Annotated in this window: 9 protein-coding genes and 1 tRNA gene; 6 read left to right on the top strand and 4 right to left on the bottom strand. The window is 56.1% G+C overall.

What is annotated here, in order from left to right:
• The first annotated feature begins 81 nt into the window (after nucleotides 1–81).
• From RYZ27_RS12480 to RYZ27_RS12455, 6 genes are all read left to right on the top strand, one after another.
• Nucleotides 82–1,530: a sigma-54-dependent transcriptional regulator gene (locus RYZ27_RS12480; RefSeq protein WP_406679846.1), complete on the top strand. Its 1,449-nt coding sequence runs from the start codon at nucleotides 82–84 to the stop codon at nucleotides 1,528–1,530.
• A gap of 100 nt (nucleotides 1,531–1,630) precedes the next feature.
• Nucleotides 1,631–2,773, top strand: a complete 1,143-nt coding sequence (locus RYZ27_RS12475) for an AGE family epimerase/isomerase (protein ID WP_406679845.1) — start codon at nucleotides 1,631–1,633, stop codon at nucleotides 2,771–2,773.
• A gap of 10 nt (nucleotides 2,774–2,783) precedes the next feature.
• Entirely contained in the window at nucleotides 2,784–4,316 is a 1,533-nt protein-coding gene (locus tag RYZ27_RS12470) for a TolC family protein (RefSeq protein WP_406679844.1), read from the top strand.
• A 10-nt stretch (nucleotides 4,317–4,326) separates the two neighbouring features.
• Nucleotides 4,327–5,790 (top strand): MBOAT family O-acyltransferase, encoded by a 1,464-nt coding sequence (locus RYZ27_RS12465; protein WP_406679843.1) that lies wholly within the window; start codon nucleotides 4,327–4,329, stop codon nucleotides 5,788–5,790.
• A gap of 11 nt (nucleotides 5,791–5,801) precedes the next feature.
• The gene (locus RYZ27_RS12460) at nucleotides 5,802–7,802 is read left to right on the top strand and encodes a hypothetical protein (protein ID WP_406679842.1); all 2,001 of its coding nucleotides are present in this window, start codon (nucleotides 5,802–5,804) and stop codon (nucleotides 7,800–7,802) included.
• A 344-nt stretch (nucleotides 7,803–8,146) separates the two neighbouring features.
• Entirely contained in the window at nucleotides 8,147–9,970 is a 1,824-nt protein-coding gene (locus RYZ27_RS12455) for an EAL domain-containing protein (RefSeq protein ID WP_406679841.1), read from the top strand.
• A gap of 30 nt (nucleotides 9,971–10,000) precedes the next feature.
• On the opposite strand, the gene RYZ27_RS12450 is transcribed toward RYZ27_RS12455, so the two are convergent.
• From RYZ27_RS12450 to RYZ27_RS12435, 4 genes are all read right to left on the bottom strand, one after another.
• Entirely contained in the window at nucleotides 10,001–10,573 is a 573-nt protein-coding gene (locus tag RYZ27_RS12450; protein ID WP_406679840.1) for a hypothetical protein, read from the bottom strand.
• 68 nt (nucleotides 10,574–10,641) lie between these two features.
• A tRNA-Thr gene (locus RYZ27_RS12445) sits at nucleotides 10,642–10,717 on the bottom strand.
• Nucleotides 10,718–10,797: 80 nt separating this feature from the next.
• Nucleotides 10,798–12,231 (bottom strand): heme biosynthesis protein HemY, encoded by a 1,434-nt coding sequence (locus RYZ27_RS12440; protein WP_406679839.1) that lies wholly within the window; start codon nucleotides 12,229–12,231, stop codon nucleotides 10,798–10,800.
• Complete coding sequence (locus RYZ27_RS12435) at nucleotides 12,228–13,424, bottom strand: hypothetical protein (protein ID WP_406679838.1); 1,197 nt, start codon at nucleotides 13,422–13,424, stop codon at nucleotides 12,228–12,230. Before RYZ27_RS12435 ends, RYZ27_RS12440 begins: the two co-directional genes overlap by 4 nt.
• Between the last annotated feature and the right edge of the window lie 36 nt (nucleotides 13,425–13,460).

Raw genomic sequence — 13,460 nt, 5'->3', positions numbered from 1 at the left:
GGAAGACTGAAATCTTCCGAGACAATTGGAACAGGCTGATCGGGTGTTCTTGCGACCTCGATCGAAGTGTGGGGACACAGTGTGACAGACAAAAGCCGACTATCCATTTTGGCCGCTGACAGTCAGCCGTCCATCCTGCGTATGTATGAGAAACTGTTGGGGTCTCTGGGGCATAGGCTTGAGACTATACGGGAGGGGTCCGAGTTGGAAGGCCGTGTCAGGCAAGGACGCTATGATGTGTTGATTGTCGACATGACGCTGCTTGGGCCACAGGGTGAACGTACATTGCGGGCTTTCACACAGGCCGCCCCAGAGTTGCAAATCATAGCGGTGTCTGATCGTGCGACTGTGTCAGCAGCGGTTTCCGCAATCAAAGCCGGATGCGCGGACTTCCTGACCAAGCCTCTATCTATGCAGACCCTGGAACAGGCCTTGGAAACGGTATCGGATACAGAAAAGCCAACGCTTCGGGTTGATATCATCAAGCCCACCCCGAAATCTGGTGATGGACCGAATCTGGTCGGGTTCTCGCCCGCCATGCAGCGCGTGCAGGTCACCATATCCAACTTTGCCAATTCCACCGCGCCGGTCCTGATCACCGGGGAGTCCGGGACAGGCAAGGATGTCAGCGCCACGCTATTGCATCAAAAGGGCACACGGGCAAACGGCCCGTTCGTGGCGATCAATTGTGCTGCCCTCCCTGGAGAGCTTATGGAGTCCGAACTGTTCGGGCATGTCAAAGGGGCGTTCACCGGCGCCACGACGGACCGGGTCGGTGCCGCGCTAGCCGCGCATGGCGGGATGCTGTTCCTCGATGAGATCGGCGAGATGGATATTACCCTGCAAGCCAAGTTGTTACGCTTTCTGCAGACCGGAGAGATCAAGAAAGTTGGCTCTGATAGAGCCCAGACTGTCGATGTTCGGGTGGTCTGTGCGACCAATCGGGACTTGCCCAAACTGGTCGAGCAGGGGGTGTTTCGGGAAGACCTTTATTATCGTCTGAATGTCCTGACGATTGCCATGCCGGCCCTGCGTGAGCGCGGCAATGACCTGATCGAATTGGCTCGACATTTTTATGATCACTATGTCGAACTTGAGGGCGGAGAAGGCGGTGGCTTGACCCAGTCGGCTATGATGGCGCTGGTCGAACATAGCTGGCCGGGCAATGTCCGGGAGCTGCAAAATGTGATCCGCCGTGGTGTGGTGATGAGCGGGGGTGGGCGGCTGGATGCTTCTGACCTGATGGGACTGGAGGATACTGGCCGTGCCACCCACCCGTTGAATGCCACAAGTTCATCAGTGCCACAAAATGTCGTCTCGTCATCCCGGCGCTTGATTGATGTCCTGCGTCCTCTGGCCGAGATTGAACGTGAGATCGTTGAAAGCGTGATCGAGCTGAGCGGGGGCAGTGTGCCCAAAGCAGCGGCAGCTTTACGCCTGAGTCCATCCACCTTGTACCGAAAACGCCAATCCTGGAGCGCGCGGACCATCCCTGAGGACCACGCCATAGACCGAGTCGGATTTGGCTAGCCTACCGGCTTCCCTCTGAGCGTCCTGCCACCCTTCGCGAGATGAAATCATGCCCTTGAATGCTTTTGAATACCCGGAAAAGTCAGAACAAATACAACTTATGATGGTTTCAAGGGTTTTTACCGATTGGGTGACGGACTGCTCCGTTCCGTTCTGGTTGCAGCATGGCTTCGATCCTCGCGGTGCTTTTGCTGAGCGCCTGACGTTGGACGGCGAGGTTGATCCGGTCAAAACCAGTCGGGTGCGCCTACAGGCCCGGCAAACTTTCAGTTTTGCTGTGGCTGCTGAACTGGGTGCGGACCGTAAGGCTTGCGCAAAAGCGGCAAGTTTTGGCGTTGGCGTGCTAACCAGCCAGTGCCAGCGCGCAGATGGGTTGTATGGCCGCGAGATCTATCCGGGAATTGGCCTGAGCGATCAGACGCCGGAACTCTATGACAACGCCTTTGCCCTGCTGGCCTTTGCGACAGTCTATCGGGTCTTCAAGTTGAAAGCGGCGCTGAATGCGGGGCGCAGCTTGAGTGCCCGTTTGGATCAGGCCTTATCCAGACCAGACCCGACCCTTGGCTATAAGGAGCGCCTGCCTGCACCAGGGGTGCGAGAGCAGAACCCGCAGATGCATCTGTGTGAAGCCTCGCTGGCCTGGTATGAAGCCACTGGGGATGTCGCCAGCCTGGAGCGTGCCGTGCGGGTGGCGGGGTATGTTGAGCGCCACTTCTTTGATCGCCGCGAGAACCGCCTATGGGAACTGAGCCCACCGGGTATCCCTCCTCGGCTTGAGGTTGGGCATATGTATGAGTGGACATGGTTATTAGAGCGGTTATCGCGGCTCAGTTATCGCGCGCCCGGAGCCTTGTTCCGCCGCATGTATGCCGGCGCGATGGCGATGACCGATGAGACAGATTTCCTCCCCGTCGCGCAAGTTCCTTCAGGGGAGCCGATTGATCCAAGGCAGCGCACCTGGATCATTACGGAGTTGATCAAGGCGCATATTGCGGCCTACCGACACGCGCCGTCCCAGCAAATCGCGAAGCGAATCCTGTTCGGGGTTGAGCGCCTGTTTGAGGAACATCTGTGTGCTGACCTGATCGGTGGCTGGGTCGATGAGCGGGGCCAGAACGGACAGGCGCTTACCTCCACCATGACGGCTGCGACTGGGTATCATGTCTATCTGGCGTGTCATGAGCTTTCTGACCTGACTGCGGCTTTGCGGCAGCAGGACTGGCCTGACCAGTCGGCGGCGTGAGGGGGCGATGATGGCTTCAGGTAAACAATCGATTTTGCGTCGCGGATACAGCAAGCGCTCAATGGTGGCGGCTCTTGCGGGGACGGCTTTAAGCTTGGCAGCGTGTTCGTCCCTTGATGTCTCTGATGTGGCAGCAAACCATACAGCGGATGAGCTGCAGGCTCTTGCCCTGACCCAGCCTCCAGTTGGTCAGACATTGTCGCTTGAGGATGCCCTGGCGCGCGGTTTTGTATTCAATCTGGACTATCAGGTGCAACGGCTCCGGGCGGTTCAGTCTCTAGGCGAGGTCGGGCTGTCAGAGGCCGATTATCTGCCCCGGGTCATGCTGGCGGCTGGTTATACACGGCGTTCAAATATTCAGGCCTCGGTCGGCAAACGCGTGGATGATGCCAGCGGGGAATTGCCAACCGATTTCTTTACCGCAACGGACCAGTCACGGACGTTCGGCACCGCGCTGGCGGCATGGAACCTGATTGATTTTGGCCTGTCCTATCTTGAAAACGAAAAGCAAAAGCGCTGGGCAGGTAATGACTATGAAGCCGCGCAGGTGTCCTGCGCATCACTGGCTGACAGGGTTGTTTCAACCTACTGGCGGGCTGTTGCGTTTGAACGGGCAGCGGCCAAGAATGACTGGCTGCGCTGGCGGCTGGAGATCGGGCTGGCAGCCTCTAAAGCACGCGCAGAGGCTGCGCCTGAGACCCTTACAGCGGAACTGTTCCTGCAGCGCGAGCTGATTGACCTGTTTCGGTGGTATGACTCGATCTATGTCTCGCTCTCGTCGTCCAAGGCTGAGCTTGCGGGCTTGATCAACCTACCGCCGGGGACAGAGTTTGCGCTCAATCTGGAGCAGACAGCAGATAATCTACAGGCGCTGCCTTCAGACAGTGTTGAGCTGGTCAAACTCAGCTTTGCAAACCGGCCTGAGCTGCGCCAGCGCCTGTTGCTTGATGAGGTCAACCAGATCTCCAACAAACAGGATATGGTCCGGCTGTTTCCGGGGCTGTCTGTGCTGTTTGGTGGAGAGACGGACTCAAACAGTTTCCTGCTGAACAATAGTTTTACCCATATCGGGGCGAGCCTCAGTTGGGATCTGTTCGAGTTAGCCAGAACCACTGATCGCCGCCGTCAGCAGACTAACCGGGCAGAACTGTTGGCGCTTGAAACACAATTGGTGGCAAACGCGGTGGCGTCTCAGGTGGCGATGGCGGTTAGCGAGTATCAGGCGCGGAACAAGACCATCGATTATGCCTGGCGCGCCAATACGGTCCAGGCGGAAATTACGGATCGCACCATGGCTCAGTATGCCAGTGGCGAGGCGACAGAGGCCGCGGTGGTGAAAGAGGAATTGCTCCGTGAGCTGGCCATCATTCGCTGGGATGTCGATACGGCCGGGCATCAGGCGGCCCGCATACGGGTGTTAAATGCATTGGGTCTGGGACCAGATTGCGCGGCGCTGCCTGTCGCGGCGGGCTATGAGGCGGTGCGTACTGCCTTGCGAGCCGACCAGATCTTGATCCCGTTACAGTCTGAAACCGAGAGCTGAGGGGGCCGCTATGCTGTTTACCGATCCGATCTTCCTGTTCAAGTTCCTGCCAGTTGTCATTGCCGGGTTTGCAGTTCTGCTGTTCGCGGGCACGCGGATCAGTCGCCATGTCTTCCTGATCGGGGCGAGCCTGGTTTTCTATAGCTGGTTCAAGGTTGAATATCTGGCGCTCTTGCTGGGGTCGATCGTGGTCAATTACGCGATTGCCCGGGAAATCCTGAAAGCGCCGGGCGGGCGGCGACAGAAGCATTTATTGATCCTGGGCATTGTCCTCAATCTGGGCCTGCTCGGGGTCTATAAGTATCTGGGCTTCTTTGCCTTCAATCTGAACGCACTGTTTGCGGTGGGTCTGCCGGACCCGGGCTTGCTGTTGCCGCTGGCGATTTCGTTCTTCACGTTTCAGCAAATTTCATATCTGTGCGATGCCTATACCGGAAAGATTGAGGCCAAGGCGCATACGCCTGTGGAGTACGGTCTGTTCGTCACGTTCTTTCCGCAACTGATTGCCGGACCGATCGTGCATCACTCGGAGATGATGCCGCAATTTCGGACTTCGCCCGTGTTTCAGGCGCGCTGCAAGATGTTCTGTGAAGGCTTGATGCTGTTCGCGTTGGGCCTGTTCAAGAAACTGGTCATTGCCGACTCGCTCGCCCCGTATGCTGATCTGGTTTTCAACACGGTTGATGCTGGCCAAGCCGTGGATATGGCGACAGCCTGGACCGGGACGCTCGCCTATACATTTCAGATCTATTTCGACTTTTCCGGCTATTCCGACATGGCGATTGGTTTGGGCTTATTGTTCGGTATTCGCCTGCCTTGGAATTTCAACTCGCCGTATAAGGCCGAGAATATTTCGGAGTTCTGGCGGCGCTGGCATATGACGCTCAGCCGCTGGTTGCGCGACTATCTCTACATTCCTTTAGGCGGCAATCGCAAAGGTAAGGTGCGCCAGTATGCCAATAATTTCACCACGATGCTGCTCGGTGGTCTATGGCATGGGGCGCACTGGAATTTTGTGATCTGGGGGGCGCTACACGGCCTGTATCTGATCATCAATCAGCTCTTCCGCGCTGGCGCGGCGCGCGTTGGTATCCTGGAGATGACCGAACGGTTTGCGGCGTTCCGGTTTGCGGGCTGGGGCTTTACATTTCTGGGAACGGTCGTGGCCTGGGTGTTCTTCCGGGCGACGACGACCGATGGCGCGTTCAGCATGTTGGGTGCGATGCTATGGGGGCTGCCTGGTCTGAGCATTGTCACAGACATGCAGACCTCAACCCTTCTGCTCGCGGCGGCTGCGATTGCGTTCCTCGCGCCAAACACAAAACAGCTCTCAGAAGCGTTCAATCGCACGTCATGGTCGGCGCTGTGGACCAGAGCACTGGTTTATGGCGGCCTGACGGGCACGGCGAGTGCGGGGGCATACCTTGCCTCGCTCAGCGTCGCGCAATCGCCCTTTCTGTACTTCAATTTCTAGGGGGAAAGAAAATGCAAAAGACGGTCCCATCACCCGGCCCAGGCCAAGACTTTAACTGGCGGCAGGCATTGGTTTTCATCATAGCGAGCCTGATCGCTCTGGCATTTGGCTTGTCCTTGTACGTGTTCCAGGTGCTTCGCCATGTGCAGCCTTCCCCTGTTCCGTCCACACATAAATGGTTCTTGCTGCAGGAGGTTCCGGGGCCGCGCCTGATCATTGAATCCGGATCGAACAGTCATCACGGGCTGGATACAGACAGGATTGGCGAAGTGATGGATATGACCGCGATCAACATCGCGGATAATGCCGGCTATGATCTTGAGCAAAAGGTGGCTCGCCTCGAAAAACATACGCGCCGCGGCGATATCGTCATCCTGCCCTTGGAGTGGTCATACTATACGCGTGATGCGCTCACGGATGACTTTGTCGACCAGATCCCTGCATTCAATCGGGATTACATGAATGCTGTCAGCTTGTGGGATAGGTTAAGGCTTGCTTTGTCGCTGCCGCCTGCGGCTGTCCTAGGTTTTCGCAAGGCAAAAGATTTGCCACCAAGTCCTGGAAACATGACAGACCTTCAGCAGTTTTATGTGTCCAGCTTAACCCACCCATCCGGGCATTCTGTTTATGATATTGCCCGTCCGCCCGCGCCTGGTGTTAGCGATAAAAGCTGCGATGCCTATCTGTTTTGGGACAGTCCGTTAACCCTGAGCAAGAAGTTTAAAAGAGCGCTGAAGCGTCTGAGTGATCTTAATGCTAAGAATGGAGTTGAGATCTATTTTGCCTGGCCGGTCATGACCGGAGATGATTGTCTAAGCGATACGGACACGGTCAGTGTTCTGGTTGATCGTATCGAGCGGGCAGTCGAAAAGGCCGGGTTTGAGTTTCTTGGGCGCCCGGCTGATAGCCTGTATCCCCTGAAATACCGCGATGATTCCCCCTATCATTTGGTCAAAGCGGGCACAGATTTGCATACAGGGCGGTTTATCAATCTCTTGCAGGAACGGGGGATTGGGACGGTGAGTGGGGCCCGTGATCTCTCGAGTTTTGCCCGTATGCGCTTGTATGAAATGGAGCGCAAAACGATTGGTGAAGGGCCGCTTATGCCGCTGCCTGTTGATGAGGATATTCGCGCCGATGATGCGCGTATCCTTGATTTCGTGGATTTCGCTGCTGGCTGGTGGGCATTTGAACCTTATGGGCGCTGGATGCGAGACAATGAGGCGATACTTCGCCTGTACATCCCGGAAGAGTTACCCAAAGGCGCATACTTGCAGCTTGCCGGGGAAATGGCCGGGTTTGGCGTTGAACGCGGCAATTTGATGTTTGACGGTCAGGTAATTGGCACCGGCTTGCTAGGTCAGGACCATGTCTTGTCGGCCAATCTCGATGTGCTGCCGCGGGGCCAAACCGTCCTGCTGACGCTTCGGTTTTCCGATGCGCCCGACGTTCTGAGTCCCTATGACCGGGGGTATAATGCAGACAAACGGACGATGAGTTTTCATCTGCAGCGACTGTCCCTGAAAGCAATACCGGAACCATCCCAGGATCAATTCATGCAGCTTGTCTTTGCCGGGCATGGGGGTGTTTTGCCGCTTGATCAGCCGATCCTGCTCAAAGACCCGATCTCTGAAACTATGATCCATTTTGGCGATGGGTGGTGGGAACGTGAGCCGGCCGGACGCTGGATGGGGTGCTGTGAGGTGACGTTCAGTCTCGATTTGCCACCTGATATGCCCCCAGAGACCGTGCTTGAGATTTCCGGTGATGTCTTTGGCGGGGGCGTAGCGGATATTCAAGCGACCCTGAATGGTGAGGTTCGTATACAAGCGCAGTATTCGCGCGATATGCCGCTGAGGCTGCCTTTGCGCGATTTGCACGAAGCAGAGACGCTTGAGGTTGCCCTGAGTTTTCAGGACCCTGCGTTTGAAAGCCCCAAGGATTTGGGGGTGAGTGATGATCCGCGGGTGCTGTCGGCCTTTGTCACGGTTATGGAACTTTCAACACTTTGAATGAAGTGTCCGTCCGCCTTTAAGATTTTTATACTGTGCCAAAGTGCAATTTATACTCAAGCTCGAAGTTTGAAATGCTCCGTAACTGGCGGGTATTTCGAGGAATATTCAAATTAAAACATCGAGATAACTATATTGAAAACACTTCGTCCTAGAAGGCTAGCTAAAGCTGTTCTGTTGGGCGGAACATGTACAGCCTGATGAAGTGTTTTTTGAGGGCTATACAATGGGTCAGAGTGCTTACGCTGCGTTGGTATGTGCGCATGGTGATATCGGAGTGTATCCCGATATCGGTCCCAAAATACCTGTAAAAACGTGGAATCGGGCACATGGCGAGGTCGGTGATGTCGAGTTTTAGCGACCACAAAAAGCTCCTGGATGAGCTACCCTATCCGGTCTTCGCGAAGAATGAGCGCCATCAACTGATCTACGGCAATCAGGCCTTTGCGAGCCTGATCGGCAGAGATGACTTTATTGGCCTGTCGGATCAGGATTTGTTTCCGGAGCATCAGGCCAAGGAATTCTGGGCGCAGGACCAAAGGGTTCTGGCCGGTGAAGAATCGATCAATGAAGAACAAATTGGCAATAATGTTCTGGCCCTGACGCGGAAGGTTCCAATCAATTTCCGCGATGGTCGCGCCGGGGTCTTCGGTATGATTGTGGCGAGCGCCAAGGGCGAAGATTTCAGCACATTGCAGGAGACCTATGAGGAGAACCTGCTGCGGCTGGCAACGATGACCCGGCGCCTTAAAGAGCGCTTCAAGGGTGAGATCGAAGCGCTTCAAAATGAACTTAGCGAAGTGAATGGGGCCCGTGAGGCGGCGCTTGTGAACGCGCAAACCGATATTGCGACAGGCCTGCGAAACCGGGCAGGGCTGAGCGTTGATCTCGAATCAGCGATTGAAAAGTATCACAGGGAGGGGACACGCTTCGGGCTGTCTCTTCTCGACCTCGATAGTTTTAAACGGGTCAATGACCGATTTGGCCACGAAGTTGGCGATCTGGTTCTGAAGGTGATCGGCAAGCGACTCTGGAAACTACCCTTTGTGGCCAGTGTTGCGCGGATGGGCGGGGATGAATTTGCCATCATCACGGAGCTGCCAAATGTCGAGGGGGTGGATGTCGAGCGGGAACTCGAACGCGCCCGGGCCTATGTCTTCCGCCCAATCGACCATGGCACCAAACGGATTCCGCTCTCTGGCTCGCTCGGGGTGTCGATTTACCCTGATGATGCCCAGGATAGCGAGGCTTTGAACCGCCATGCGGATGCTGCCCTGCTGGCGGCCAAACGTGGCGGAAAAGGGCGTATACAGATCTTTGATGCGGCCATTCAAAAAGCCAAAGATCGCCGGTTGCAGATTGAGAACAGTCTGAACAGAGCGATTCCGGATCGGGATATTGATCCCTCCTATCAACCGATTGTGGCTGCCGATGGGCATGCCGTAGCGGGTGTGGAGGTTTTGGCGCGGTGGTCACATGATGAGTTGGGTGAAGTTCCGCCGGAAGAGTTCATCGAGATTGCTCATGATGCAGGCTTGTTGTCTGATCTCGATCAGGCCGTTCGTGAGCGCGCTTTCCGTGAGACCGCGGACTGGATCGCCAATGGGCTGATCTCCTATGTCTCGGTCAATGTGTCCCCAACCGATATCATTTCACGTGGCTTTGCGACGTCTTTTCTTGCATCCTTGAAGCGAAGCGCAATTGCACCGGATGCCGTGATGATCGAGATTACCGAAAGCTCGATCATCAATGATGTTGGTGCCGCTGTTCGCAACCTGCAGCGCTTGCACGAGGCGGGCGTAAAAATCGCATTGGACGATTTTGGTACCGGGTTTTCAAACTTGCGCGCCCTGCTCGATTTGCCGCTGGACCGCCTTAAGATTGACCGGACGCTGATCCAGGACATTGCTGGCAATGAGCGCTTGAGAGATATGATCGGTTCGATCATTCAACTGGGGCGAATTCTGGGCGTCGAGATTATTGCGGAAGGCATCGAGACCGAGGTGCAAAGTGATTTCATCGAGCGCGCGGGCTGCCATTATATGCAAGGGTACCGGTTCGGACGTCCGATGTCAGCCAAGGAGACAGACTGCTATTTGCGGTTGGCGATTCCGGTCAAGAAAAGTGTAGGGCTTAAGCCCTTCAAGAAAGTGGTGCCGCTAGGGTGACTTTAGGGCGTGATATTTGGTTGGCTATTCTTACCTTTTCAATCTTCTCATAGCTTCAATATCTAATTGCTTACAAAAGAAATCATTTAGGGTGCGCACCTCCCCATACCTTTTGTAAGGCTTGATACGTGAGCCGTTGTAATCTTCATCGATAGCCAGTTGTTCGCTCACAGATGAAAGAGAGCACAATTGAGGGTGTGTGTATCTTCCATTATCTATAAATGAGAATACTATTTCGGATACAGAATTTGACTTTTTTGTATTTATTGATGATGCAATCATCATCCCTAGGTGCTCTCTATATCTCCTGAAATCTCTGGATATATAGGCACAGTACGAGACGCCAGCCCAGTATATAGTTTGAGGGTGATCTGGGTGATCCTCGCGAGCAATTCCATTTAGATACTGCTTTTGTTTTTCTGGTTTATCGTGACAGTGAGCTTCAATATCCGGCATATATCGCAGTATTATATTTGAGTTTGGGGCTTTGGGTGATGCTGTACTGCCTGCAGGTCGCACAAAAAAGCCTTCATTTTCTTTGTCTGTACAGTTTGTTATCGCTAAGAGTAAAAATACAACAAAAAAGATACGGGCCTTTGTCATGATAGACGATCCATATTTATTAATTCGAATGTAGTCTAGGTGGTGCTTTGATTTCTATAGAGTGAAAGTGGTGCCGCTAGGGTGACTTGAACACCCGACCCCATCATTACGAATGATGTGCTCTACCAGCTGAGCTATAGCGGCGACCTGTCTTTTGGTATCTTGCACATACGCGCGCGATGACGGGCATTCAAGCGCGCTTTGGCGCAAAGCCATGTGCCGGCTTAGTCTTTATCAGGGGCAGCATAGTCGAGCGGCGGCGCGGCGCTGGCGGCGGCGGGGGCTTTGACGCCAGTATCCATTGCTGCGGCCTTGCCCGGTAGGGCGAGAGGGCGCCCCGCTTCCAGTTCACGCTCAGAGGCTTCATAGCGCGGATGGATCAGGCGGCCTGTATCCCCAAACTCATAGACAAGACGTGACCAGTCGGCCTGACGATAGGTGAAAGCCTGTCCGCGCGGGTCCATGTCCGACCATTCCGGCTCACGGGCGGCAGTGCTGGCCATACCGCGCCAGCGGGCCGCCTCATCGCGGTCGCCATAGCCAGTCAGCGCTTTAGCGAGCAGCAGGCAAAGACGTGCAGTTGGTTTTTCCTCAACCAGCAAAGCCAGTTCCTTAACCGCTGTTAGCCAGTCGCGATCACTCATCGCCAGTTCGGCTTTCAGAATGCGGGACTCGCGGTGATCCGGGTTTGCCCCGGTCAGCGCCTTCAGGCGGCCATTCGCAGCCGGCTCGCCGCCTTCAGCCGTCAGGCGACGGGAAAGCTGCGCCAGGGCCGGGTGTGGCCGAGCCTTCCAGCCAAGTTCAAGAACGCCTTGGGCGGCTTTGATCTTGGCATCGCTCATCAACTGGCGCGCACCATGCCAGGCGGCAGGTGGAAAACTGGGGGCCGCTTTTATCGCTTCGGCGAGCAGGCGTTGCGCGTCCTTGCGTTGCTCATTGGGTAAAGTGGTCGATAGAGCCGTGTAGAGGACGGCGCGGCGGCGGCGCAGACTATCGCCAGAGATATGACCGCGTTTTTCACCGAGGATCAGGGTTTCGAGGGCAGCGCGCCAATGGCCCGCAGCGACCTGACTGTCAAACAGTGTATTGAACGGCCAATCAGCGGCGGTTTTCAGCTCCAACGCTTCACGGGCGCGAGCCTCAGCCGACAAGGCATCCCCGCGAGCGCTGGCGGCACTGGCTGCCCCGCGCAGGCCGGCAAGCTGACCACCGGGCAGGCGGGCAAGCTGGCCCCAGGCGCGCTCGGCAGCGGACCAGTCGTCTGAAATCTCTGCGGTGCGCGCTTCCAATAACAGCTTCATCCGGTCATCGCTGGCATGCTGGGCAGCTTTCTTGGAGAGCTTCTTGGCAAGCAAGGCATCGCCCGCTTCGGCGGCAAGCAAGCCATCAGCCAAGGCTTTGTTTGCGGTCTCAACCCTGGAAGCTTTGCGTGAGCGGCTAAATCGGCGGGGCAGGGTGATGATGCCGGACATGAAAGACCAGATCAGCGCCATGGCGGCCCCAAGCAGGATCAGGGCGAGCAGGGCATAGACCAGCTCAAACTCGTAAACCGCGCCATTGCCGAGATCGAGCGTCAGTCCGCCGGGCAAGCGCGCCGCCCAGAGGGCAAACACCGCTGCAACGCAAATCAGCAGGACAATCAGAAACAGGACAATCATGGCCGGTCCTTTGCAATCATGGCCAGACGAAGCGTGTCGAGTGCATCCTCCAGCGTGAGACGGTCCTGTGCATCCTGACGCCAATCGGTGAAGACAGCCTGAACGTCCGGCGATAAACCGCTCAAAGCCTGCAGTGCGGCTTCAAGATCGCCGGTCACCAAGGCCGTTTCGGCTGCATTCAGTTCTGCGGCGGTATCAATTTCACCCTCGCGGCGGACCTTTACGCCATCGCCGAACAAGCTTTGCAAGACGCTGGCGGCCCCGCCTTTGCCGTCCGCATCAACCTTCAGGGCTTCTCGCTTTAGTGGGCGGAACTGCTCACGCAGATCTTGCAGAGTTGGTGCGCCAGTTGTGGCAAGGGCCGCAAGACGATCTGTTCCGGGGACATCTGGCGCCGCTTGCGACAGGTTGCGGTAAGCGGTCTGGAAGGGTTGGCCACGACGCGCAGCCGCCTCAATCGCCGACAGGGCAACGGCGGCGCTGCGGGCGCTGGCCGCGTCGACATCGGCTTGGGCCGCCGTGTCCTGCGCATCAATCAGGCCGGACAAGTCCCCGCGCAAAGTCGTTAGCTCATCGCGTAATGTATCGATTTCACCTCTAACGGTGTTCAGCTGGGCCTCGAATGCAGAAATGTCTGTCTGATTGCTTGGCCCATCCACATCGGCAGCAGGTGTACCCGTCGAGAAATTAGAGATCATGTCTTCAAGCCCCTCAATTCGCGCGATGAGGGGGGCAAGATTTACGTCTTCACCATCAATGACCGCTTCCGTCAGCTCTCGATCATTGCTGTTGCGCAGATCCGCTTCCAAAAGTTCCATTGCCGCTGATAACTCTGCGAGCGTGGTCTCGATCTGGTCTAGGCGTGTCTCAGTAACACTTAGCGTGGCGGCGGTGGCGGCAAGTTCTGTCTGTAGCTGAACATGATTGTCCTGCGCGCTGGTCATATTGGCTTTTAGCGCTGCAATGTCCGTCTGGATGGCTTCTGTCTTCGCGCCTTGCTTCAGACCGGGAATAAGCCCGCTTGAGGTGGCGGAGAGGAGCAGCGCGCAGGCTGAAACACCGCCCAGGAGCAGGACCGTAAGCCAGCCGGGGCCGTTTCGCTTCACCGGAGCGGGCTTGCGCTTTGGCGCAGGCTCAAACTCAGCATCAATTGGCGCATCATCACCTGTCGGAGGCAGGGGGGAATCGGTCATGCGCGCGTCTCCTTAAATCTACTGTGGCTGTATATC

The sequence above is a fragment of the Hyphomonas sp. FCG-A18 genome (assembly GCF_045287255.1).
In the GTDB taxonomy this organism is placed as follows: Bacteria; Pseudomonadota; Alphaproteobacteria; order Caulobacterales; family Hyphomonadaceae; genus Henriciella.
This window is presented reverse-complemented; position numbering and strand designations above follow the sequence as displayed.